Annotated in this window: 23 protein-coding genes and 1 riboswitch; of the genes, 13 read left to right on the forward strand and 10 right to left on the reverse strand. The window is 67.7% G+C overall.

Features of this window, described 5'->3' with window-relative positions; all coding sequences use genetic code 11:
- The first annotated feature begins 118 nt into the window (after positions 1-118).
- The gene (locus ACFYO1_RS18585) at positions 119-568 is read left to right on the forward strand and encodes a DUF4307 domain-containing protein (protein WP_387232282.1); all 450 of its coding nucleotides are present in this window, start codon (positions 119-121) and stop codon (positions 566-568) included.
- 298 nt (positions 569-866) lie between these two features.
- Positions 867-1,361, forward strand: coding sequence for a transcription elongation factor GreA (gene greA / locus ACFYO1_RS18590; protein ID WP_040738717.1), 495 nt, complete (start codon positions 867-869; stop codon positions 1,359-1,361).
- 118 nt (positions 1,362-1,479) lie between these two features.
- On the opposite strand, the gene ACFYO1_RS18595 is transcribed toward greA, so the two are convergent.
- Positions 1,480-2,622, reverse strand: coding sequence for a cystathionine gamma-synthase (locus ACFYO1_RS18595; RefSeq protein ID WP_387232285.1), 1,143 nt, complete (start codon positions 2,620-2,622; stop codon positions 1,480-1,482).
- Positions 2,623-2,808: 186 nt separating this feature from the next.
- Between ACFYO1_RS18595 and ACFYO1_RS18600 the strand changes: the two genes are divergently transcribed.
- Entirely contained in the window at positions 2,809-3,984 is a 1,176-nt protein-coding gene (locus ACFYO1_RS18600; RefSeq protein ID WP_387232287.1) for an acyl-CoA dehydrogenase family protein, read from the forward strand.
- Positions 3,985-4,190: 206 nt separating this feature from the next.
- Positions 4,191-4,559: a DUF6401 family natural product biosynthesis protein gene (locus ACFYO1_RS18605; RefSeq protein WP_387232289.1), complete on the forward strand. Its 369-nt coding sequence runs from the start codon at positions 4,191-4,193 to the stop codon at positions 4,557-4,559.
- Between the two features lie 63 nt (positions 4,560-4,622).
- Here ACFYO1_RS18605 and ACFYO1_RS18610 read toward each other — a convergent pair whose 3' ends face one another.
- Complete coding sequence (locus ACFYO1_RS18610) at positions 4,623-5,495, reverse strand: hypothetical protein (protein WP_387232291.1); 873 nt, start codon at positions 5,493-5,495, stop codon at positions 4,623-4,625.
- 353 nt (positions 5,496-5,848) lie between these two features.
- Between ACFYO1_RS18610 and ACFYO1_RS18615 the strand changes: the two genes are divergently transcribed.
- Positions 5,849-6,283, forward strand: coding sequence for a DUF4254 domain-containing protein (locus ACFYO1_RS18615; protein WP_387232293.1), 435 nt, complete (start codon positions 5,849-5,851; stop codon positions 6,281-6,283).
- A 92-nt stretch (positions 6,284-6,375) separates the two neighbouring features.
- Here ACFYO1_RS18615 and ACFYO1_RS18620 read toward each other — a convergent pair whose 3' ends face one another.
- Positions 6,376-7,509, reverse strand: coding sequence for an AbrB family transcriptional regulator (locus tag ACFYO1_RS18620; RefSeq protein WP_387232294.1), 1,134 nt, complete (start codon positions 7,507-7,509; stop codon positions 6,376-6,378).
- Positions 7,510-7,799: 290 nt separating this feature from the next.
- Positions 7,800-7,915: riboswitch (TPP riboswitch) on the forward strand.
- Between ACFYO1_RS18620 and ACFYO1_RS18625 the strand changes: the two genes are divergently transcribed.
- On the forward strand, positions 7,912-9,300 hold the full coding sequence (locus ACFYO1_RS18625) for a purine-cytosine permease family protein (RefSeq protein WP_387232296.1): 1,389 nt from the start codon (positions 7,912-7,914) through the stop codon (positions 9,298-9,300). (Overlaps the previous riboswitch by 4 nt.)
- 16 nt (positions 9,301-9,316) lie before the next feature.
- Complete coding sequence (locus ACFYO1_RS18630; protein WP_387232298.1) at positions 9,317-10,123, forward strand: DUF72 domain-containing protein; 807 nt, start codon at positions 9,317-9,319, stop codon at positions 10,121-10,123.
- Positions 10,124-10,170: 47 nt separating this feature from the next.
- On the opposite strand, the gene ACFYO1_RS18635 is transcribed toward ACFYO1_RS18630, so the two are convergent.
- The gene (locus ACFYO1_RS18635) at positions 10,171-11,562 is read right to left on the reverse strand and encodes a cystathionine beta-synthase (protein ID WP_387232300.1); all 1,392 of its coding nucleotides are present in this window, start codon (positions 11,560-11,562) and stop codon (positions 10,171-10,173) included.
- Positions 11,563-11,670: 108 nt separating this feature from the next.
- Here ACFYO1_RS18635 and ACFYO1_RS18640 point away from each other — a divergent pair, with 108 nt between their 5' ends.
- Genes ACFYO1_RS18640 through ACFYO1_RS18650 form a run of 3 tightly spaced genes read left to right on the forward strand, consistent with a single transcriptional unit; the run spans position 11,671 to position 14,348 of the window.
- Positions 11,671-12,150, forward strand: a complete 480-nt coding sequence (locus tag ACFYO1_RS18640) for a hypothetical protein (RefSeq protein WP_387232302.1) — start codon at positions 11,671-11,673, stop codon at positions 12,148-12,150.
- 46 nt (positions 12,151-12,196) lie between these two features.
- Positions 12,197-13,087 (forward strand): SGNH/GDSL hydrolase family protein, encoded by an 891-nt coding sequence (locus ACFYO1_RS18645; protein ID WP_387232304.1) that lies wholly within the window; start codon positions 12,197-12,199, stop codon positions 13,085-13,087.
- A gap of 40 nt (positions 13,088-13,127) precedes the next feature.
- Complete coding sequence (locus ACFYO1_RS18650) at positions 13,128-14,348, forward strand: acetyl-CoA C-acetyltransferase (protein ID WP_387232305.1); 1,221 nt, start codon at positions 13,128-13,130, stop codon at positions 14,346-14,348.
- Between the two features lie 81 nt (positions 14,349-14,429).
- Here ACFYO1_RS18650 and ACFYO1_RS18655 read toward each other — a convergent pair whose 3' ends face one another.
- The 3 genes from ACFYO1_RS18655 to ACFYO1_RS18665 all read right to left on the reverse strand — a co-directional run bounded on the left by ACFYO1_RS18655 (position 14,430) and on the right by ACFYO1_RS18665 (position 17,281).
- Positions 14,430-15,290, reverse strand: a complete 861-nt coding sequence (locus ACFYO1_RS18655; protein ID WP_387232307.1) for a Bax inhibitor-1/YccA family protein — start codon at positions 15,288-15,290, stop codon at positions 14,430-14,432.
- A gap of 124 nt (positions 15,291-15,414) precedes the next feature.
- Entirely contained in the window at positions 15,415-16,566 is a 1,152-nt protein-coding gene (locus ACFYO1_RS18660) for a class I SAM-dependent methyltransferase (protein ID WP_387232309.1), read from the reverse strand.
- Between the two features lie 118 nt (positions 16,567-16,684).
- Complete coding sequence (locus ACFYO1_RS18665) at positions 16,685-17,281, reverse strand: hypothetical protein (protein WP_387232311.1); 597 nt, start codon at positions 17,279-17,281, stop codon at positions 16,685-16,687.
- Positions 17,282-17,445: 164 nt separating this feature from the next.
- Between ACFYO1_RS18665 and ACFYO1_RS18670 the strand changes: the two genes are divergently transcribed.
- From ACFYO1_RS18670 to ACFYO1_RS18680, 3 genes are all read left to right on the forward strand, one after another.
- On the forward strand, positions 17,446-18,030 hold the full coding sequence (locus ACFYO1_RS18670; RefSeq protein ID WP_387232313.1) for a hypothetical protein: 585 nt from the start codon (positions 17,446-17,448) through the stop codon (positions 18,028-18,030).
- Positions 18,031-18,083: 53 nt separating this feature from the next.
- Positions 18,084-18,683, forward strand: coding sequence for a hypothetical protein (locus ACFYO1_RS18675; protein ID WP_387232315.1), 600 nt, complete (start codon positions 18,084-18,086; stop codon positions 18,681-18,683).
- A gap of 84 nt (positions 18,684-18,767) precedes the next feature.
- Complete coding sequence (locus ACFYO1_RS18680; protein WP_387232317.1) at positions 18,768-19,379, forward strand: DUF305 domain-containing protein; 612 nt, start codon at positions 18,768-18,770, stop codon at positions 19,377-19,379.
- A gap of 74 nt (positions 19,380-19,453) precedes the next feature.
- Here ACFYO1_RS18680 and ACFYO1_RS18685 read toward each other — a convergent pair whose 3' ends face one another.
- The 3 genes from ACFYO1_RS18685 to ACFYO1_RS18695 all read right to left on the reverse strand — a co-directional run bounded on the left by ACFYO1_RS18685 (position 19,454) and on the right by ACFYO1_RS18695 (position 21,138).
- Positions 19,454-20,233, reverse strand: coding sequence for an alpha/beta fold hydrolase (locus ACFYO1_RS18685; RefSeq protein ID WP_387232318.1), 780 nt, complete (start codon positions 20,231-20,233; stop codon positions 19,454-19,456).
- Between the two features lie 17 nt (positions 20,234-20,250).
- Positions 20,251-20,670, reverse strand: a complete 420-nt coding sequence (locus ACFYO1_RS18690; RefSeq protein WP_387232320.1) for a hypothetical protein — start codon at positions 20,668-20,670, stop codon at positions 20,251-20,253.
- Positions 20,671-20,802: 132 nt separating this feature from the next.
- On the reverse strand, positions 20,803-21,138 hold the full coding sequence (locus ACFYO1_RS18695) for a hypothetical protein (protein ID WP_387232321.1): 336 nt from the start codon (positions 21,136-21,138) through the stop codon (positions 20,803-20,805).
- Positions 21,139-21,207 lie beyond the last annotated feature (69 nt).

Consider the following 21,207-nt stretch of genomic DNA (forward strand, 5'->3'; position numbering starts at 1 on the left):
AGGCGAAGGCCACTCACGTCTCGTTCACCGTCGCTCTCGCTCGCGGGTGTCTGGTCGTCGTTCCCTATAGTTCCATTCGACCGACTTTTGTTCCGACGTACCCCCCGGGAGCGACCTTGTGACCGATCGAAGCGACGCCCCGGCTCCCGCCACACCCCAAAGGCCGACCGACCGGTACGGAACCAAGCCGCCGGTGCCGCGCCGCTGGCTGCCGCTGGTCCTCGGCGTCGTCGTGGTGTTGCTGGGTTGCGGCGTGGCCTTCGTGGGCTATCAGAAGTACGGCCCCAAGGACCTGGAGTCCGAACAGCTCGGCTACACCGTGGTCGACGACTCGACGATGACCATCCGGATCAAGGTCACCCGCAAAGATCCCGCACAGCCCGCCGTCTGCTTCGTCCGCGCGATGGCTCGCGACAGCGTCGAGGTGGGTCGCCGCGAGGTGCTGATCGAGCCGTCTACCAGCGGCACGATCGAACAGACCACCACGGTCAAGACGTCCGCGCGAGCGGCGTCGAGCAGTATCTACGGTTGCAGCGAGCAGGTCCCCAGCTATCTCCGAGCGGGGTGATTTGCCTCTTTTGCCGCAGCAATTGTCCTCGAAATTAACTCCGACCTGCACGTTTGTGATTCATGCTAAAATGGCCTGATACACGGTTCCGGGGTTCGGAGCCGTGTTTGCTGCATTGGCGGCCAGCGCTATCTGTTCCGGATTACGAGCTTTGCCCGGAACCAGGGTCTGTCGGGGTTCGATGAACTTCAGGATCGCTCTAGCCGTCGACTGGTGCGTGCCCGCCCCACGGGTGGGTACCGCGGCAGTTATCAGGGAATCCCGGCCTGCCGGGAACAACTACTAGGGAGTGATCGAGATGACTGAGACGCAAGTGACTTGGCTGACCCCGGAGTCGCACGACAGGCTCAAGGGCGAACTCGATGCGCTCATTGCCAATCGTCCCGTTATCGCTGCCGAGATCAACGAACGCCGTGAAGAGGGCGACCTCAAGGAGAACGGCGGATACCACGCCGCGCGCGAAGAGCAGGGCCAGCAGGAGGCGCGCATCCGCCAGCTGCAGGAGCTGCTGAACAACGCCAAGGTCGGCGTCGCGCCGACCAAGTCCGGCGTCGCGCTCCCCGGTTCGGTCGTCAAGGTCTACTACGACGGCGACGAGTCCGATACCGAAACCTTCCTCATCGCGACCCGCGAAGAGGGCCTGAACGACTCCAAGCTGGAGACCTACTCGCCGGCTTCCCCGCTCGGCGGCGCGCTCATCGACGCCAAGGTCGGCGACACCCGTGAGTACACGCTGCCCAACGGCAAGACGATGAAGGTCACCCTGGTCAGCGCGGAGCCCTACCACAGCTGACCCGCCCGGCCGCGGTGTCGCGTAGCCACCGGCTGCGCGCCCCGGCCGACCTGTTCCCCTGAGACACGAACGGCCGCACCCGAATCCCCGGTGCGGCCGTTTCGTCATCTTGCGGACCCTAGCTCAGTGCCTGTTCGAGGTCGGCGAGCAGGTCGGCGGCGTCCTCGATGCCGACCGAGAGCCGGACCAGATCCGCGGGCACCTCGAGCACGGAGCCTTCAGTCGACGCGTGCGTCATGGCGGCCGGGTGTTCGATCAGCGACTCCACCCCGCCCAACGACTCGGCGAGGGTGAAAACCTTGGTGCGCGAGCAGAGGTCGCGGGCCGCGTCCGGGCCGCCGTGCAGCCGCACCGAGATCATGCCGCCGAAGCGGCGCATCTGCTTCGCGGCGACCGCGTGGCCCGGATGCTCCGGCAGGCCCGGGTAGATCACCTGGGCGACGGCCGGGTGCCGGGTCAGGAACTCGGCCAGGGTCTCGGCGTTGTCGCAGTGCCGATCCATCCGCACCGCAAGGGTCTTGGTGCCGCGCAGGGTGAGGAAGGCGTCGAACGGGCCGGGCACCGCGCCCGCGCCGTTCTGCAGGAACGCGAACGCCGCGTCGAGCTCGGGATCGTTGGTGATCAGCGCGCCGCCGACCACGTCGGAGTGCCCACCCAGGTACTTGGTGGTCGAGTGGGTGACGATGTCGGCGCCGAGCAGCAGCGGCTGCTGTAGGTACGGGGTGGCGAAGGTGTTGTCCACCACCAGCTTCGCGCCCGCGCCGTGCGCGATGTCGGCCAGCGCCGGGATGTCGCCGATGCTCAGCAGCGGGTTGGTCGGGGTCTCGACCCACACCAGCTTGGTGTTCGGCCGGATCGCCGCGCGCATCTCGTCCACGTCGAACACGTGGGCCGGCGAGTGCTCGATCCCCCACTGGCTGAACACCTTGTCGATCAGCCGGAAGGTGCCACCGTACGCGTCGTCCGGGATGACGATGTGGTCACCGGGACGCAACGTGGCGCGGATGGCACAGTCGGTGGCGGCCATGCCGGACGCGAACGCCCGCCCGTAGGTGCCGGATTCGAGCGCGGCGAGGTTCGCTTCCAGCGCGGACCTGGTCGGGTTGCCGGTGCGCGCGTACTCGAAACCGCCGCGCAGGCCGCCCACTCCGTCCTGGGCGAACGTCGAACTCGCGTAGATGGGCACGTTGACCGCGCCGGTCTGCGGATCGGGATCGAATCCTGCATGCACGGCCCTAGTGGAGAACCCCAGCTCACTCATGAACCCCAGCCTAATCAGGGGCGATTTTCGAGCAACCCCCTGGTCGGGTCAGATCGACGTTCTGCGCACGAATCCGGCTCAGCACCGATCTAGTTACGCAGCTAGGGCGAGCAGACCGGAAATTTTCTTACGAGAACCTCACCAGACCCCGATCTCACCGGCACCCTTCCCATTTACGCTTAGCGCATGGTGACTGTGGAAGAACTGTTCGCGATCGACTCCCTGCTGTCCGACGATGAGCGCGAGATCCGCGATGCCGTCGCGACCTTCGCGAATCAACGCCTGCGACCGCACATCGCGGACTGGTTCGAGGAGGGCACCTTCCCGGCCCGCGAACTCGCGCCGCAGTTGGGCGAGGTCGGACTGCTCGGTATGCATCTCGAAGGGTACGGCTGTGCGGGCATGTCGGCGACGATGTACGGCCTGGCCTGCCAGGAGCTGGAGGCCGTCGACTCCGGCGTACGCAGCATGGTGTCGGTGCAGGGATCGCTGGCGATGACCGCGATCCACAAGTACGGCTCGGAGGAGCAGAAGCAGCAGTGGCTGCCGGAGATGGCGGCCGGGCGCGCGCTCGGCTGCTTCGGGCTCACCGAACCCGACTTCGGCTCCAACCCCGGCGGTATGCGGACCCGGGCCAAGCGCGACGGCACCGACTGGGTGCTCAACGGCTCGAAGATGTGGATCACCAACGGCTCGGTGGCCGATGTCGCGGTGGTCTGGGCTCAGACCGAGGACGAGGGCAGGCAGGTCATCCGCGGCTTCCTGGTGCCCGCCGGGACGCCCGGGTTCAGCGCGCGAGAGATGCATCGCAAGCTGTCGCTGCGCGCATCGGTGACCGCCGAGCTGGACCTCGACGACGTCCGCTTGCCCGCCGACGCGGTGCTGCCCGAGTCGCGCGGGCTGGCCTCGCCGCTGGGCTGCCTGAGCGAGGCGCGGTTCGGCATCGTCTTCGGCGCGCTCGGCGCGGCCCGCGACTGCCTGGCCTCGACCATCGAATACGCGCGCACCCGTGAGGTGTTCGACAAGCCGCTGGCCGGGTACCAGCTGACCCAGGCGAAGCTGGCGGACATGGCGCTGGAGTTCGGCAAGGGGCAGTTGCTCGCGCTGCACCTGGGCCGGCTGAAGGACCGGGACGCGGTGACGCCCGAGCAGGTGAGCGCCGGAAAGCTGAACAGCACCCGGGAGGCCATCAAGATCGCCAGGGAGTGCCGCACCATCCTCGGGGCCAACGGCATCACGCTGGACTATCCGGTGCTGCGGCACGCGAACAACCTGGAGTCGGTGCTCACCTACGAGGGCACGGCCGAGGTTCATCAGCTGGTGCTCGGTCGCGCGCTGACCGACGCCAACGCCTTCCGGTAACTCGGCGGCGCGCGAGGGAACGGTTCGCCGGCGAACGGAAGCCCAATCCATACCGGACGGTTGCATTTGCCGGCATCGACCGGCGGACTGATTCTCCCCCAAGGCATTTCGATGCGGCAAATTTGCTGGAACTCATTTTTCCGGCAAAACAGACTGGGTGAAGCGTCACAGTTCTATAAAGACTCGCCGATTGCTAGCATAAAAACATGTTTCTGCTCGGCCCCGCGTTGCTCGAAGTGTCGGCGCGCAAGATCTTGACCCGCCTGCACAGGACGCACGGGATGCCCGCGCTCGCCGCGGCGGCCGAACTGCCCGCCCTGTCGGCGGCGCTGGACCAGCACGCGGCGGCCGTGCGGGACATCCTCGAGCTGGGCGTCGAAGGCGCCGCACGGGTGCCGATGAGCGTGCTGCTCGCGGGTTACGCGCGCGGACTCCTCGACCACGTGCGGGAGGCCGCGGCCGAGCACGGCATGACCGGCGCGGCGCCAGGCGACCTCAGCAGCTGGGCGAACGCCGACTGGCTCCAGCTGCGCCTGGCCGGCGTGTGCCTGCACTCTTCGCAGCAGATCGCCTGAACCCCTGATCGCACGCGTCCACCGTAGGCAGCAGCCCACGGCGGACGCGTTTGCCGTATGCGCTCAGCGCCGCTCGCCCGGATCGCGGTAGCCCATGTACTCACCGGACTGCTCGTACGAGCCGCCGCCCTGCATCGCACCCTGCTCCCACTGCTGTGCGTGCTGGCCCTGGCCGCGGGTGGCCTGCTGATCCATCCATAGCTGCTCACGCGAGGCATCCTCACGGCCACGCGAGTACGCCTCCGCATGCCCCTTGACCGCGGGCATCTCCTCTTCCAGGCCGCTCAGCCAGCCCTCCCAGCGCTGCTGCATCGGCCGGACCATGCCACCGCCGACACCTACCACCAGGATGCCGCCGATGGTGGCGAGCACCGTGATCAGGATCGGCATGGTGACCGACATGGCCACGCCGATCTGGTTCAGCGCGGCCACGATGCCGACACCCCAGATGAACACCGCGGCGATCCGGCCGATCATCGCGCCGTAGGACAACCCGCCGAGCATGTTGCCGACCAGGTCACGCACCGCGGACGCGATCGCACCGGCGATCACCACGATGATGATGGCGACCGCGGCCTTCGGCAGCCAGGACACGATGCCGTCGAGCAGATCGCTCACCGGGTTCGGCCCGAACACGCCGAAGCCGAGTTGCAGGGCGATCAGCAGGATCGCGTAGTAGGCCAGCTTCGCCAGCAGATCGGAAGCGTCGTAGCGGCTGCGCGACATCATCTGCTTGAGGCCGCCGCGCTCGACCAGGCGGTCGAACCCGAGCCGGTCGAGCACCTTGTCCACGATCGTCGAGACGACCTTCGCGACGATCCAGCCGATGAGCAAGATGACGATGAATCCGGCCAGCTTGGGGACGAACGTGGCCACCGAACTCCACGCGTCCGAGAACCCCTTCTGGAAATCGATAGCCAAACTGGAGGTGTACATGCCCATCCCTTCGCTATCCGATTACGCCATGGCGGTTGCCGAGGCTTCTTCAAGGCCGGTTATACCCTGGCCACATAACTCGAATCGCTTATTTGCAGATAATTTGCCACATTGCGACTTTCGGCGCGACCGCACATCGGTCCGACGCACGGGGAACGTACTCTCCACTCCGGCCACCCGAGACTGGTCGATCGTCCTCACAATCCCGGCCCCGCCGCGAGGAGAAGATTGTTACGACCTGTCATCGCGGTGCCATCTCGATGTCACCGACACGCCGAGTCAAGCGGCGCACTCTTATCTCGGATTCGGCATCAGGGCAATGCCTCCCGCCTGACGTCACCCGGAGGTGCACGATGAAGACCTTGTCAGCCGACCGATCATTGCCTGATCAGCGCGAACTGGTGGCCGCCTTCGGCGGCAACGCCGGCGATCCGGTCACCGACCATCCGATCATCGACCTGGCCCGCCGACTGGCCACGCTGCACCGCCAGCGGCACGGCAACCCGCTCGGAGCCGCCGGAATCGATTGCCGCCGCGCCGAATTGGTCGCCGCCATCGACAACTGGGTGGCCACCCAACTTCCTCGCCGCAGTTGCACCGAGCATCTGCGCACCGGGTCGCTCGGTGCCATGGTCGATCGCATGGCCGCGGCGCACGCGCATGCCAGCCATCTGCTGCACACCGCGGAAAAAGTCTCCGACCTCCGGGTACATGCGGCGTGGTACCGGCTCGCCGCGTTGGCCGACGAGTGGGCGGATCTCATCGTGGGCGCGGTGCGAAAAGCGTAGTGGCGCAGGGGTACCCGGCCTGCGCGGACATTCTCAGCACCGAACTACGAGAACCGCGGGCAATCAGCGGGAAAATGTCCGCGCAGGCCGGGTCAGGCAACCAGCTCGGGCTGCGCCAACTGCAACTGTCGCGCCGAGAACCAGCGCATAGCTTTCGCGAGCAGCGGCAGCATGAGCACCATCAGCAGCAAGCGCATGCTCTGCACGCAGGTGATCAGCGGCAGGTTCGCGTCCATCGACTCGGCCGTGGCCAGCACCGCGTTGATGCCGCCGGGCGTGGTGGCCAGGTAGATGTCGGAGAGCTCGAGATCGACGAACGTGGCGACCGCGAAGGCGAGTCCGGCGACGATCGCGGACAACGCGACGATGGTGACCGTCATGCCGGGGATCATCCGGGCCATCTCGCGAACCACGGTGCGGGTGAACCGGGTTCCGACCTCGAAACCGATGAGCACGAACAGCAGATCCTTGAACAGGTTCGTCGGCGCGTACCCGTGGCTGACGCCCAGCGCGGTGAGCACCGCGGTCATCAGCATCGGCCCGATCAGCGCCGGGCTCGGCAGTCCGAGCCGCCTGCCCAGCTTGGTGCCGATGACGCACAGCATCACCGCGATGGACAACCCGGCGACCTGATCCCCGCGCCCGACGATCATCCAGAACGGCAGATCGGGATTGGTCACCGCGCCGCCGAGCGTCACCTTCTCGTTGCTCAGCCCGCCGCCGCTGTTGCTCAGCAGCGCGCCGAGGGCCGGCGCGCTCACCGCGACCAGCGCGACCCGCAGGTACTGCATGAACGCCACCTGACGCGGATCGGCGTCCATATCGTCGGCCACCGCCACCACCGCGGCGGAACCGCCGGCCAGCAGCCCGAGCGTCGCGGTCGGCAGTTCGACGTGCGCGAAGCGGGCGAACACCACCGCCACCAGCAGGCTGATCAACAGGGTCGCCACGGTCACCGCGAGCACCGGAATCAACGCCAGCCCGATACTCGACAGCAGCGAGATCTCCAGATAACTGCCCATCAGCACACCGAGCATGGACTGCACGCCGCACGTCAGCTGGCGGGGCATCGGCGCGGGCAACTTCCCGGCCAACGCGAGGGCGCCGCCGACGACGATCGCGAGAATCATCTGCGGCGCGGGAAAATTCACCCGATCGAGCAACTCGGCCCCGGCAAGCACCGAGGTAAGCAGAGCTACCCAACCGATCACTTGCCTCCGAGTCATACCTCGTGATCCTGGCCCTAGACGGTGAACAGACCGTTACAACTCCGTTATCGCGGTTAACGGCCGGTGTGATCCCGGCCGCAGGACACCAATCCCCAGTTCAGAACGGACATTTCCCAAGCCCTGCATTGGTTCGTACTCTGCCCGGTTTCCAGAGTACCGATTCGAGCGAACTTGCAGTTCATGGTTGTTCAGTTGCGTCGGCAAGGCGCCTCGGGCACTCGCCCGTGCAGGCGCTCGGCATGAATCGCGCGGACCGCCGAATCGCCACGTGTACTATTCGCCCGAACCACCCCCACCGCGGGAGCTCGGGCAAGGCCGGGCTGAGAGGGCGGACCCCAGCGCTTCGCCGACCGCATGAACCTGTCCGGGTAATGCCGGCGTAGGAAGAGCGTTTCGGGCATGTCTTCATCGACCCTGCACAACTCCGAACGGCACGAGGCCCCCTTCACCCTCGACGAGCCCGCCCCGAAGGTGCTGTCCTTCTGGGATCAGAGCGCATTCTGGGCAAACCTGGGTGTCAGCCTCATCGCCTTCTCCGGCGCGTACACCGTGCTGGCACCGAATTCCGAAGGCGCACCGCAGATTTCCATCTCCGCGGGCATCCTCGCGATGATCGTCGGCACGGTCGTCGGCGGTCTGATGCTCGGCCTGGCGGCGATCCCCGGCGCCAAGACCGGCAAGCCGGCGATGGTCCTGCTGCGCGGCCTGTTCGGCGCGAAACTCAGCTATCTGCCCACCGTGTTGAACATCGCCCAGCTGATCGGCTGGGGCACCTTCGAATTGATCGTGATCGGCGACGCGGCCGACGAGCTGTTCGGCGGCGGTCCGCACTGGCTCTACGTGGTGGCCGCAGGCGTGCTCACCACGGCGCTGACCATCTGGCCGCTCGGCTCGGTCCGGCTGCTGCGCCGGTTCGTCACGATCGGCGTGGTGATCGCGCTGATCTGGTTCTACATCCAGTTCTTCCGCACCGGGCTGCCCGATCTGTCGGCCAACCCCGGCCCGCACGGCAGCGGCCCGTTCGGCGCCGACTGGAACCTCTTCTGGATCGCTACCGACGCGGCGCTCGCGGTGTCTATCTCCTGGGTGCCGGTGGCCGCGGACTACACCCGGCACTCGCGCGGCACCGGGTCGGCGTTCGGCGCGGCCAGCGGGGCCTACGCGATCACTCAGATCGTGGCCTACACGCTCGGCCTGTTCGCGCTGGCCAGGGCGACCGGGGACGGCCAGTACTCGCCGTTCCTCCAGGTGAGTCTCGGCGGCCTGTTCTTCTTCGTGTTCGTGCTGCGCGAGGCGGACCAGTCGTTCGCCAACGTGTATTCCACCGCCGTCTCGATCCAGAACCTGGCCCCGCGCATCGACCGGCGGATCCTGTCGATCGGACTGGGCGTGCTGATCACGGTGCTCGCGTTGCGGCTGAACATGGCCAATTACTTCGGCTTCCTCGGGCTGATCGGGTCGGTGTTCGTGCCACTGCTCGGCGTGCTCGTCGCCGACTTCTTCCTGCGTGCGAAGGGCGACTGGAACACCGCCGACGACGCCCCGCCGCGCTGGGGGATGATCGTCGCCTGGCTGGCCGGGCTCTCGGTGTACCAGCTGATCAATCCGGGCGATGCCGGCGTGTGGACCGACTTCTGGGTGCACGTGCAGGAGCAGCTGCACTTCACCAAGCAGGCGTGGATGAGCGCGTCGCTGCTGTCGTTCCTCGCCGCGCTGGTGGTCGCGTGGGCATTCGGCCGGATCTCGACGCTCCGGCGTGCCCGGGTAACCGGCGGCACATCCGCGTAGCTGCCACGATGGACTGATGGGCGAAGTCAGGATCGGCACCTCGGGGTGGGTGTATCCGCCCTGGCGCGGCGTCTTCTATCCCAAAGGGGTGACACAGAAGCGTGAGCTCGCGTATTTGTCGGAACAGCTGAACAGCGTCGAGATCAACGGCTCGTTCTACGCGCTGCAGCGCCCGTCGAGTTATCAGAACTGGGCGAGTCAGACGCCGGACGACTTCGTCTTCGCGGTGAAGGGCAGCAGATTCATCACGCACATGAAGCGGCTGCGCGACGGCGATGAGCTGCTGGCGAACTTCCTCGCCTCCGGAATGCTGGCCCTGGGCCCCAAATTGGGCCCGATCCTCTGGCAGCTGCCGCCGAACTTCCCGTTCGATCCGGACGTGCTGACCAACTTTTTCGACCACCTCCCCCGGACCACAACGCAGGCCGCGGAGATAGCGAAACAGCATGACCATCGGGTGGATCCGGCGTATACGACCACCGACGCGAACCGTCCGCTGCGGCACGCCCTGGAGGTCCGCCACCCCAGTTTCGTCACGGCAGAATTCACCGACCTGTTGACCAAGCATGAGATCGCCCTCGTAATCGCCGATGCCGCAGGCAAATTCCCGATGATCGAGGAGGCTACCGCGGACTTCGTCTATATCCGGCTGCACGGTCACGACGAGCTGTACGTCAGCGGCTACACCGACGAGGGCCTCGACATGTGGGCCGGCAAGATCCGCGGCTGGTCCGCCGATCACGACGTCTACTGCTACTTCGACAACGATGCCAAGGTCATGGCCCCGCGCGACGCCCTGGCCCTGCGCGCCCGCCTGGCCTAGCCGGGGCCCGAGTACACGGGCCCCGGCTGATCAGCAGCAGAGAGCGGTCAGTGGCCGAGCGTGCCGACGCTCAGGAAGCCGAGCAGGTCGTGCCGGGTGATGACGCCGACCGGCTTGCCCTCCTCGACCACCATCAGCGCGTCGGTGTCCGACAGCGCCTTGGTCGCGGCGGAAATCGGCTCGCCCGCGCCGATCAGCGGGAACGACGGGCTCATGTGCTTGCCGACCGAATCGGTCAGGTGCGCACGGCCTTCGAACACCGCCGAGAGCAGATCGCGCTCCGAGACGCTGCCCGCGACCTCGCCCGCCATCACCGGCGGCTCCGCGCCGACGACGGGCATCTGCGATACGCCGTACTCGCGCAGGATCTCGATCGCGTCGCGCAGGGTCTCCGACGGATGGGTGTGCACCAGGTCGGGCAGCTCGCCGGACTTGCCCCGCAGCACGTCGCCGACCAGCGGTTCGACCATGCTGCCGTCGAGCCGCTCGCGCAGGAAGCCGTAGGAGCTCATCCACTGGTCGTTGAAGATCTTGGACAGGTAGCCACGGCCACCGTCGGGCAGCAGCACCACGACCACGGCGTCCGGGTCACGCTTGGCGACCTCGATCGCCGCGACCACGGCCATGCCGCACGAGCCGCCGACCAGCAGGCCCTCCTCGCGGGCCAGGCGGCGGGTCATGTCGAAGGAGTCCGCGTCGGAGACGGCGATGATCTCGTCCGGGATGGCCGGGTCGTAGGCGGACGGCCAGAAGTCCTCGCCGACGCCCTCGACCAGGTACGGCCGACCGGTGCCGCCGGAGTACACCGAACCCTCGGGGTCGGCGCCGATGATCTTCACCTTGCCGCCGGACACCTCCTTGAGGTAGCGCCCGACGCCGGTGATGGTGCCGCCGGTGCCGACGCCGGCGATGAAGTGGGTGACCTTGCCCTCGGTGTCGCGCCAGATCTCCGGGCCGGTGGTCTCGTAGTGACTGTCCGGGCCGCCCGGGTTGGAGTACTGGTCCGGCTTCCACGCGCCGTCGATCTCGCCGACCAGACGGTTGGACACGCTGTAGTAGCTGGCCGGGTCCTCCGGCGCGACGGCGGTCGGGCACACGACGACCTCGGCGCCGTACGCGCGCAGCACGTTGCGCTTGTCCTCGCTGACCTTGTCCGGGCAGACGAAGACGCAGTGGTAGCCACGCTGCTGGGCGACCAGGGCGAGACCGACGCCGGTGTTGCCGGAGGTGGGTTCGACGATGGTGCCGCCGGGGCGTAGCTGCCCGGACTTCTCCGCGGCGTCGATCATCTTCACCGCGATCCGGTCCTTGGAGCTACCACCCGGGTTCAGGTATTCGATCTTGGCCGCCACCAGTCCGGCGTTCGGGCCCACAACAGAGTTCAACCGGACCAGCGGCGTATTGCCGATGAGGTCCACGACATGGTCGGCGATGCGCATGCGCCCCATAGTTCCAGATGGACCCGGTGTGAGTTGGCGCACGCCACGCGCAACCCCGTCCGGTGCGACAAACCGGGATTCCAGCAAACCCCATTTAGGATCCGAACCATGAAGCAGCCGAACATCGCCAGGGCCGGCGTTGTTCTGGCCGGAGCGGCACTGGCCGCGCTGGCCGGACCGGGCGCGCAGGCGAACGCAGTCACCATCGAATTCCCGCAGGTGCCGACGCTCGCCTATGGCGGCCTGTGCGGCACGACCATTCGTACCTGGGCCGATGTCAGCCCAGCGTGGCCGGGCCGGGCGATCATCAACATGCGCGCGCTCCCCGTCGTCGGCATCGGTGACGGCGACTACCCACTGGCTCCGCTGTGCGAGGTGCGCACGATGGTGGACTGGCGCAACACCACCACCGGCGCGGTCGGCCGGTACGAAGACACGATCGTCACCGGCCTCTACGGCAGCATCCAGTACGCGCTGTTCCAGGACACCGGTCCCGGCCACATCGAGGTCACGGTCAGCACCGACGCCGCCAGCATTCCGGCGCACGGCTGGTTCGACGTTCCCGCTCCGGCTGCCCCGCCTGCGTAGAGTCGGTACATTTTCCTTTGTGAGCGAGCGTCGGCGAGGTGGAGTCGTGAGCGCACCGCGCATCGGCTGGCGCACGGCCGCGGTGACCGGTGCCGCAACAGTCCTGGCCGGTTCCGGAACCGGCGCCGCATGGTGGGTGACCTCGCGACTCCTGATGGCCCAGGCCGGCGCGGCGCGCGGCGTCATCGGCCGCGACACCTCGAAACCTCCTGAGGCAGACGGCATCTACACCGCGGGCTGCGTAGCCCCGGAACGCTGGCGCTCGGGCAAGCAGGCCGATCTGCACCTGATGATCTTCGGTGATTCCACCGCGGCCGGCGTCGGCTGCCTGGTCGCCGACGAGGTGCCCGGCGTGCGCCTGGCCCGCGGCCTGGCCCTGGCTACCGGTCAGCGAATCCGGTTGAGTACCAAGGCGATCTCCGGCGCCACCTCCAAGGGACTGTCCGGTCAGGTGGACGCCATGTTCGTGGCCGGGCCGCCGCCGGACGCCGCGGTCATCCTGATCGGCGCCAACGACATCACCAAGAAGCACTCGGTCCGCGCCTCCGCGCGCAGGCTGGCCGCCGCGGTCGCCCGGCTGCGCACCGCCGACAGTGTGGTCGTGGTCGGCACCTGCCCGAATCTCGGCACGGTGACCGCGATTCCGCAGCCGCTGCGCACGGTGGTGCACAACTGGAGCGTGCGGCTGGCCAAGGCCCAGACGGTGGCCACCGCGGTGGCCGGCGGCCGTCCGGTGCCGATGGGCTATCTGCTCGCGCCGGAGTTCCGCGCGCAACCCGAACTCCTGTTCTCCGCCGACGGTTTCCACCCGTCGGCCGCCGGCTACGAACTGGCCGCCGCGCAACTACTTCCGGTCCTGCTCGAGGCCCTGGACGAGGTGACCCCGCCTTCCCGTTCTCCGGGACGGGACGTAGATTCGGTAAGAACCCGCGAGTAACAACAGCGGTTCGCACGTTCCTTCCGACAAAGGAGTCCTCATGCCTGAGGCTGTCATCGTCTCGACCGCCCGCTCCCCTATCGGCCGGGCGGCCAAGGGATCGCTGGTCGACATGCGGCCCGACGATTTGACCACCCAGATCGTCCGCGCGGCGCTCGACAAGGTGCCCGCCCTGGACCCCGCCCAGATCGATGACCTGATCCTCGGCTGCGGTTCCCCCGGGGGCGAGTCCGGCTTCAACATGGCCCGGATCGTCGCGGTCCAGCTCGGCTACGACTTCGTGCCCGGCACCACCGTGCACCGCTACTGCGCGTCGTCCTTGCAGTCCACCCGGATGGCCTTCCACGCGATCAAGGCCGGCGAGGGTCACGCGTTCATCTCCGCGGGCGTCGAGACCGTGTCCCGGTACAAGAACGGCTCCGCCGACAGCTGGCCGAACACGCAGAACGAACTCTTCGCCGAGGCGCAGGCGCGCACCGCGAAGACCGCCGAGGGCGGCGCGGGCGTCTGGCACGACCCGCGCGAGGACGGCCTGATCCCGGACGCCTACATCGCGATGGGCCAGACCGCGGAGAACGTGGCCGGCTTCACCGGCATCACCCGCGAGGAGCAGGACCGCTGGGGCGTCCGGTCGCAGAACCGGGCCGAGGAAGCGATCAAGAACGGCTTCTTCGAGCGCGAGATCACCCCGGTCACGCTGCCCGACGGCTCCGTGGTGTCCAAGGACGACGGCCCGCGCGCCGGCGTCACCTACGAGGCGGTCAGCAAGCTGAAGCCGGTCTTCCGCCCGGACGGCACGGTCACCGCGGGCAACTGCTGTCCGCTCAACGACGGCGCCGCCGCGCTGGTCATCATGAGCGACACCAAGGCCAAGGAACTCGGCCTGACCCCGCTGGCCCGCATCGTGTCCACCGGCGTCTCCGGGCTGTCCCCGGAGATCATGGGCCTCGGCCCGATCGAGGCGTGCAAGCGCGCGCTCGCGCTGGCCGGCAAGTCGATCGACGACATCGACCTGGTCGAGATCAACGAGGCGTTCGCGGTGCAGGTGCTCGGCTCGGCGCGCGAGCTGAAGATCGACGAGGACAAGCTGAACGTCTCCGGCGGCGCCATCGCGCTCGGCCACCCGTTCGGCATGACCGGCGCCCGCATCACCACCACGCTGATCAACAACCTGCAGACCCACGACAAGCAGTTCGGTCTGGAGACCATGTGCGTCGGCGGCGGCCAGGGCATGGCGATGGTTATCGAGCGGCTCAGCTGAGCTGGGTAATACGCAGAACGGGTGGTCACCGGAATCCGGTGACCACCCGTTGTCAGCTCAGCGGGTCGGAACCCGCTGCGGTTAATCGTTGTTGAAGTAGCTCAGCAGTCGCAGGATCTCGACGTAGAGCCACACCAGGGTGACGGTGAGGCCGAGCGCCACGCCCCAGGCCGCCTTCTCCGGCGCCTGCGCGCGGATCAGCTGATCGGCGGCGTCGAAGTCGAGCAGGAAGCTGAACGCGGCGATCGCGATGACCACCAGGCTGAAGATGATCGCCAGCGGGCCACCGTCGCGCAGGCCGAGGCCGCCGGAGATGAAGAAGCTGGCGACCAGGTTGCCCAGCGCGAGCACCAGGACGCCGATCATGGCGCCGACGACCATCCGGGTGAAGCGCGGCGTCACGCGGATCGCACCGGTCTTGTAGACGACCAGCATGCCCGCGAACACACCGAACGTGCCGAGCACGGCCTGCGCGATCATCGCGCTGCCGCCGACCCCGCCGAAGGAGATGTTGGTGAACATGAACGACAGCGCGCCGACGAACAGGCCCTCGAACACCGCGTAGGACAACACGATGACCGGGTTGTCCATCTTCCTGGCGAACGTGGCGACGAGCACCAGCACCAGGCCGACCAGGCCGCCGCCGATGACGAACAGCGGGGCCAGCGCGTTGTTCGCGTTGGTCAGGCCGTAGGAGATGATCGCCGACAGCGCCAGCACGCCGAGCGTGATGGCCGTCTTGGTCACCACGTCGTCGATGGTCATCGCGCGGGTCGCGGTGGGCTGCTGGTACGGCTGCGGCTGCTGGTACTGCTGGCCGTACTGATTACCGAATTGCTGGCCCATCTGGCCGGCCCCGGTCACGCCCGAACCGAAGTTGGCGTAGCCACTACCCTCTTGCCTCGGCAAATTTCTGAATACCGGATTGCTGGTGCTACGCACTCGCTTCCCTTTCTGGTCGTTGCCGCTGTTCGTCGAGCTCTCGCTCGAGAACCAACTGCTGAGTCCAACGTTTGCTGCGCGGCGCAAGTTCCCGGAGGAGTCGCCGACGCGGACAAATCGGACTCTACCGCTGCTGCGCGTCGTGCAGGCCACGCACGGACCGAGTGACCGTGAACTTGCGGTTGCGCCCGACCACGTCGGTGCGGCCGACCATGCGCTCGATCACCCCGCGATAGTTCAGGTGCGAGTTGAAAACCGTCCACAGCTCGCCGCCCGGCCGCAGCACGCGACCGGTCTCGGCGAACATCTTGATCGCCGATCCGGTGTGCACGGCGGCGCCGACGTGGAACGGCGGATTGCACAGCACGAGGTCGGCGCTGTTGTCGGCGGCCGAGGACATGGCGTCGTCGCGCACCACGGTGACCCGCTCCGCGACCCCGTTGACGGCCACGGTCGCCCTCGCCGAGGCCACCGCGGCCGCGGATTGATCCGTGCCGAGCACCCGGAGCGCGGGCCGGGCCCTGGCCAGTGCGACGGCCAGTATTCCGGTGCCGCAGCCGAGGTCGATGGCCTCGCGGGCGTCGGGTTTCATCCACTTCAGGTGGTCGAGCAGGAACCGGGTGCCGATGTCCAGGCGAGCGCCGGAGAAGGCGGCGCCGTGCGCGACCACGTCGATGCCGAGGTCGTCGAGCCGGTCACGGACCGGGAACGGCGGATCACCGACCGGCTTCGGCCCGCTGACCAGCAGCGTGCGCGACTTCTGCCGGCCGCGGCTGGCCCGCACCTCGGAAAACGATTGGGCCAGAATGTCGTTCATCGACTTGGTCAGGTACTTGTCCCGGCCGCCCGCGAACACCACCACCTCGGGGTCGGCGTAGCGCGCGATGGCGTCGGCGACCTCGGACAGTCCGGCGAGCGCGCGCGGCAGCCGCAGCAGCACCATGCGGACGCCGGTCAGCAGCTCGGGGCCGAGCGGGTACGCGGTGTAGCGATCGGCATAGCCGAGGGCTCTGGCATTGCCGGCGAGCGCGAGCTCTCCGGTCAGCAGATCCTGGTACACCCGGACGCCGCGCAGGTCGTGCGCGGCGACCGCGCCGATGGTCAGCGCGCCGTACGCGTCACCGAGAATAGCTATCTTTCCGCTATCGGTACCGGCGAGGGCTTCGTCGGCGACATCGAGGATCAGCCGATCGGCGGCATCCACGGCATAGAGGTTTAACGCCTCCACATCTGGATACCGCCGCAGCCGGCTCAGCACGTCCTCGATATCTGCCACGCCTCAAGTGTGCTAGATCGTTGCCCCAAGGTCACATCGGCCCCGGCAAACCGGCGTCAGCAAACCGCACAGTCTCATGTTCATTTGCCATAACACATAGTGCCACAACAGATTTCGTTCAGTTGACCCCCGCTTTACCGCCCACGGGGGTCACCGCGTGCCACACCCCGCCGACCCCTTGACCGAGCAGATCGCCCGCCTTCTGATCCTTGGCGAAGAAGTAGACCGGCCAGCCCGCGATGGTGATTTGGCATGCGCCATCAGCACGTTCGACGAAGCCGACGAGCTGCGGATCGACACCGGCCGCGTACACGGCCTGACCACGCTGGGCGATCAGCGGCGGCCACGTGGTGGCGCAGGCGCCCGCGCAGTTCGACTTCGACGGCTTGGCGGTGTCGTTGTCGAATCGGTACAGCGCACGGTCGGTGGCCGTAACGTACTGTCCGACAGCGTTATTGTCCGCGATCGCGAGCTGGACGGCATTCGTGCCGGTCGGCCCCGTTCCACTGTAGATCTTCAGCCAGTCCTGGGTCTTGGCCGGCGCCTGGCTCTGCGGCGCACCGGCCGGCACCGCCGCCGCCACCGGGGCGGCTGCGGGTGCGGGTGCGGGCTTAGTCGAGTCGGCGCTTCCGCACGCACCCAGCAAACCGGCGAGAATCACCGAGGCAGCGGCGAATGGCCCCGCGACTCGCTGGAAGTGCTTGATCGACAGCATTTTTCGGATCCTCCGGATCGATCGATGACGCGCGATTCGCGTCCGGTCATCGACAACTACGAGACAGGCCCGTGCCCGGTTCACCCGAAAGTACTTCCGACGGCAAACATCGAGAAACCCGCAAATCCCGCGCGGCGCCCGGCTCGCGGTTTACCATCAGCCCCATGCGTAACAGGATGGTGTTGACCATCGCCGCAGCGACGGCACTGCTCGCGGGCTGCGGCAACGACGGATCCACCGCCGGCACCCCTGCGACGACCACCCCGTCCGCCCCGTCCACCGCGACGGTGGCCGAAGCACCGAAGGTCCCGCACGACGCCACCCCTAAACGCGGCCCGGCCTCCGGCGACGCGGGCCTGACCGTCACCGGCATCCGGATCGGTCACCAGCCCGGCTTCGACCGCGTCGTCTACGACCTCGGCGGCCAGGGCACCCCCGGCTGGATCGTGCAGTACGCCGACCGAGCCGTGCAGGACGGCAGCGGCAAGCCGGTCGACGTGGCCGGGAAATCCATCCTCGAGGTGCAGATTCTCGGCTCGGCGTACCCGTTCGACAGCGCCGTGGCCCCGTACGCGGGTCCCGACCCCGCAACCGACCCGAACGCCCCGGGCATCGCGGGCGTGTACCGCAACACCGTGTTCGAGGGCACCACGCAGTCGTTCATCGGCGTGAACGCGGACCGGCCCGGGTTCGTCGTCAGCTCGCTGAGCAATCCGACCCGGCTGGTCATCGACGTCGCCACCCCGTAGTACCGCCAGGGGGTATCGAAAGCGGGGCGGATCGTCGTCACTACACTGGCCGCGTGGTCGAACAGCACCTGCCGCTCCGCGCAACCGGGCTCGCCCGGGCGCTCGGCGTGCTGGTGCTCCTCGCCGGAATCGTGGCGATGCACGCGGCGGTGTTCGCGATGCACGGCCACGCGGAGGCGACCGTCGCCGATCATCACGCGGTCGCGGGTAGCAGCATCGGGACGATGCTGGACATCGCTGAAACACACCGCGAGGACGCTCTCATGAGCGGGACGTTCTCGCGCACTGTATCGGCGGACACCACGCCGAAGGCGATGCCGGTCGAGCACGGTATCGCCGGAAAAGATGGCCGAAGCCTCCCGGCGATGTCGATGGCGGTCACCGGATCGGCCGTGCTGCCCGACGCCGATCATGGTGCGCCGAAACCGGATTGCTCGGGTGACGGATGCAGCGGCGCGCACGGCGCAATGCACGGCTGTGTGTTCATCCTGGCCGCCGCCACCCTGCTGCTGGCGCTGGTCCTGCTGTACCGGCTGGGCCGCACTCGCCCCGGCAATGACGTTGCGCGACTGCGTCACCGGCGGCCGGGCCGGGAGCGCTCGCCGCCGTGGACCGTGCCCTCCCTAGCCGAATTGTCGATTCTGCGGATCTGACAGGTATCCGGCGACCCCTTCGACCGGTCGCCGTGTTTGTCCTGCCCGAAATCCCATCATGCGCAATTCTCAAGGAGCACAACTATGTTCATTCGCCGTACCCGAATCACCACGGCCGTCGTCGCGGGCGCCTCAGCCACCGCCCTCGTCTTGAGCGGCTGTAGCGACAACAACTCCATGCCCGGCATGGATCACGGCACGTCCAGCAGCACCACCAGCGCGCCGGCCGCGCGCAGCGATTTCAACGACGCCGACGTCAGCTTCCTCCAGATGATGTACCCGCATCACGCCCAGGCGGTCGACATGGCCAAGCTGGTGCCGAGCCACAGCCAGAATCAGCAGCTGCGCACCCTCGCCGCCGATGTCGAGCAGGCCCAAGCCCCGGAGATGCAGCAGATCACCACCCTGCTGCAAAGCTTCGGCAAGCCCGCCCCGGCCGCGAGTGGCCACGACGGCCACGCCATGCCCGGCATGATGAGTGCCGACCAGATGACCGCTTTGCAAGCCGCCTCCGGCCCGGACTTCGACCGGCAGTGGCTGACCATGATGATCGAGCACCACACCGGCGCGGTCGCCATGGCCGAAACCGAGCTCGCCGACGGCACGAACGCCGAGTCGAAGGCCTTGGCCCGCACCATCATCGACAGCCAGCGGGCGGAGATCGACACCATGCGCGGCATGCTCGGCCAGAGCTGATCCGACGGCGGGTCGCACCGGGATACCCCTCTGGCCTCGGTGCGGCCTGCCTCGCGCCAGACCGACCGCGCCCGTCACAGCACCCGCTGAGGCTCCCCGCTCTGCTCGAAGAACTGCTCCAGCAGCGCGTTGAACGGCGCACCGGTGTCCGGCACCAGGTGCCCCATCCCCGCGCATACCGCGCGTTCGGCACCGGTCTGTTCGGCGATGGCATCGCAGATGATCTCGTTCGACTCCATGTGCCCGCCGGAGACCACCAGGATCGGAAAGCCCGCCGCCCGGAGCAGTTCCATGGGCGGCGCGGCCTCGTCCGGTGGTCGCGCGCCTTGCAACCGCCGCATGCCGTCGATCAGCACCTGCGGTATCGGCTCGCCGAGCGTGACGGGCGCCCCGACGATGCCGAAGAAGCGCGGCAACGCCACTTCCGGCGGCAACCCGACGTCCTCGATCAGCGCGCGCGTCGCGGCGGAGACCGGATCGACCACGGGATTCCCGCGAGCGATACCGAACAGCGGCGGCTCGACGACGGTGAGTGAGCGGATGTGCTCCGGGCGCTCAGCGGCGGCGTACATGGACACGATCGCGCCATAGGAGAGTCCGACGAGATGCACCGGACGGTCGAGCACCTGCTCGGCGATCAGTCGCGCGTCCGATTCGAAATCCTGGCGGGCCGTGGCGGGAGTTCCGCCGTGCCCAGGGCGGTCCGGCGCGAGCACGGTCCATCGGCTGGTCAACGGCCGTTGGGCGCGCCAGGCTTCGCGGCCGCCGAGAATCCCGCCGTGCACCAGCACGACCGGCGGTCCCGCGCCCCACCGGTGCACATGCAACCGGACATCGGAATTCGCTGGATCCATCATGGTCTCCTCCGGTCTTACCGAGGTGTGCTGGGCGGCCCGCACTTCTCCATATTGACCTGGGTCATATGCAGGGTGGCCTGGGCGATCTCCGGGCCGACGGAGGCGATCGTGGCCTGTCCCTTCGAGATCGCCCGGTAGCCCGCGCTGATCTTGTCGATATCGCCGGCCACCTCGGCCGGCGCGTCGCCCTTGATCTGATCGAACAGGTCGGCGGTCTGCCCGTAGTCGAGGTTGTTGATGTCCGACTTCGAGCCCAGTTCCCGTGTCCGGAGCGACAACTGGATCATCTGCTGGCAGTAGTCCCCCGGGGTGCCCGGGGCCGCGGAGCTGCTGGTGGCCGGGGCGGCACTGCTGCTCTTGTCGTCGGAGCAGGCCGCGCCCGCGCCGGCGACCAAGACGGTGAGCGCGATCGTGCAGAGTGTTCGGCGATTCATGGACGTTCCTCCGAGCGTTGCTGGCTTGTGCTGCGCTCGATACTCCGAGGCGGACGTCTCACCGGCCTTTCACCCGCGTCTCAGGGAACTACCGCCGGTAGTTCACCGCTCGCGCACCGCGACTCGGCCGACTCACGTTCCGGGCGGGACGATGACCTGCCAGGCCGGGGCGTCCTGGGGCGCGACGCCGCTGCGCCTGCGTCCGCGCAGGAGATCCCATGTCACCAGGGCCGCACCCGCGAGCAGGGTCGCGACGGCGAAAATCGTGATGGCGAGGGCCGCGCCACCGAACCCCCACATCGCGACCACAGCGGCGACAACGGCGATGATCACGCCGATGAACAGCAGGCCGAAGCCGGCCCAGTTCCGCGTATTGGCCAATGTTTCGCCTGGCTGCGGTTCCGTGGTGCGGGTGATATCCGCGGCGTCATCGAGCGGGGGAATCTCGTACGGACCGTCGACTGTCATGCTGGTTTACCTCACGCCGCGATACCGGCTGGTCGGCCGGTACCTGATGCGACAATTATGCCCCGATCG

Origin of the sequence: Nocardia sp. NPDC006044 (assembly GCF_042871115.1) — a bacterium.
GTDB lineage: Bacteria > Actinomycetota > Actinomycetes > Mycobacteriales > Mycobacteriaceae > Nocardia.

What these genes read in the sequence shown, in the direction of transcription:
- greA (WP_040738717.1), top strand. Translation starts at nt 867, where the DNA reads ATGACTGAGACGCAAGTGACTTGGCTGACCCCGGAGTCGCACGACAGG.
- ACFYO1_RS18595 (WP_387232285.1), bottom strand. Translation starts at nt 2,622, where the DNA reads ATGAGTGAGCTGGGGTTCTCCACTAGGGCCGTGCATGCAGGATTCGAT.
- ACFYO1_RS18600 (WP_387232287.1), top strand. Translation starts at nt 2,809, where the DNA reads ATGGTGACTGTGGAAGAACTGTTCGCGATCGACTCCCTGCTGTCCGAC.
- ACFYO1_RS18605 (WP_387232289.1), top strand. Translation starts at nt 4,191, where the DNA reads ATGTTTCTGCTCGGCCCCGCGTTGCTCGAAGTGTCGGCGCGCAAGATC.
- ACFYO1_RS18610 (WP_387232291.1), bottom strand. Translation starts at nt 5,495, where the DNA reads ATGTACACCTCCAGTTTGGCTATCGATTTCCAGAAGGGGTTCTCGGAC.
- ACFYO1_RS18615 (WP_387232293.1), top strand. Translation starts at nt 5,849, where the DNA reads ATGAAGACCTTGTCAGCCGACCGATCATTGCCTGATCAGCGCGAACTG.
- ACFYO1_RS18620 (WP_387232294.1), bottom strand. Translation starts at nt 7,509, where the DNA reads ATGACTCGGAGGCAAGTGATCGGTTGGGTAGCTCTGCTTACCTCGGTG.
- ACFYO1_RS18625 (WP_387232296.1), top strand. Translation starts at nt 7,912, where the DNA reads ATGTCTTCATCGACCCTGCACAACTCCGAACGGCACGAGGCCCCCTTC.
- ACFYO1_RS18630 (WP_387232298.1), top strand. Translation starts at nt 9,317, where the DNA reads ATGGGCGAAGTCAGGATCGGCACCTCGGGGTGGGTGTATCCGCCCTGG.
- ACFYO1_RS18635 (WP_387232300.1), bottom strand. Translation starts at nt 11,562, where the DNA reads ATGCGCATCGCCGACCATGTCGTGGACCTCATCGGCAATACGCCGCTG.
- ACFYO1_RS18640 (WP_387232302.1), top strand. Translation starts at nt 11,671, where the DNA reads ATGAAGCAGCCGAACATCGCCAGGGCCGGCGTTGTTCTGGCCGGAGCG.
- ACFYO1_RS18650 (WP_387232305.1), top strand. Translation starts at nt 13,128, where the DNA reads ATGCCTGAGGCTGTCATCGTCTCGACCGCCCGCTCCCCTATCGGCCGG.
- ACFYO1_RS18665 (WP_387232311.1), bottom strand. Translation starts at nt 17,281, where the DNA reads ATGCTGTCGATCAAGCACTTCCAGCGAGTCGCGGGGCCATTCGCCGCT.
- ACFYO1_RS18670 (WP_387232313.1), top strand. Translation starts at nt 17,446, where the DNA reads ATGCGTAACAGGATGGTGTTGACCATCGCCGCAGCGACGGCACTGCTC.
- ACFYO1_RS18680 (WP_387232317.1), top strand. Translation starts at nt 18,768, where the DNA reads ATGTTCATTCGCCGTACCCGAATCACCACGGCCGTCGTCGCGGGCGCC.
- ACFYO1_RS18685 (WP_387232318.1), bottom strand. Translation starts at nt 20,233, where the DNA reads ATGGATCCAGCGAATTCCGATGTCCGGTTGCATGTGCACCGGTGGGGC.
- ACFYO1_RS18690 (WP_387232320.1), bottom strand. Translation starts at nt 20,670, where the DNA reads ATGAATCGCCGAACACTCTGCACGATCGCGCTCACCGTCTTGGTCGCC.
- ACFYO1_RS18695 (WP_387232321.1), bottom strand. Translation starts at nt 21,138, where the DNA reads ATGACAGTCGACGGTCCGTACGAGATTCCCCCGCTCGATGACGCCGCG.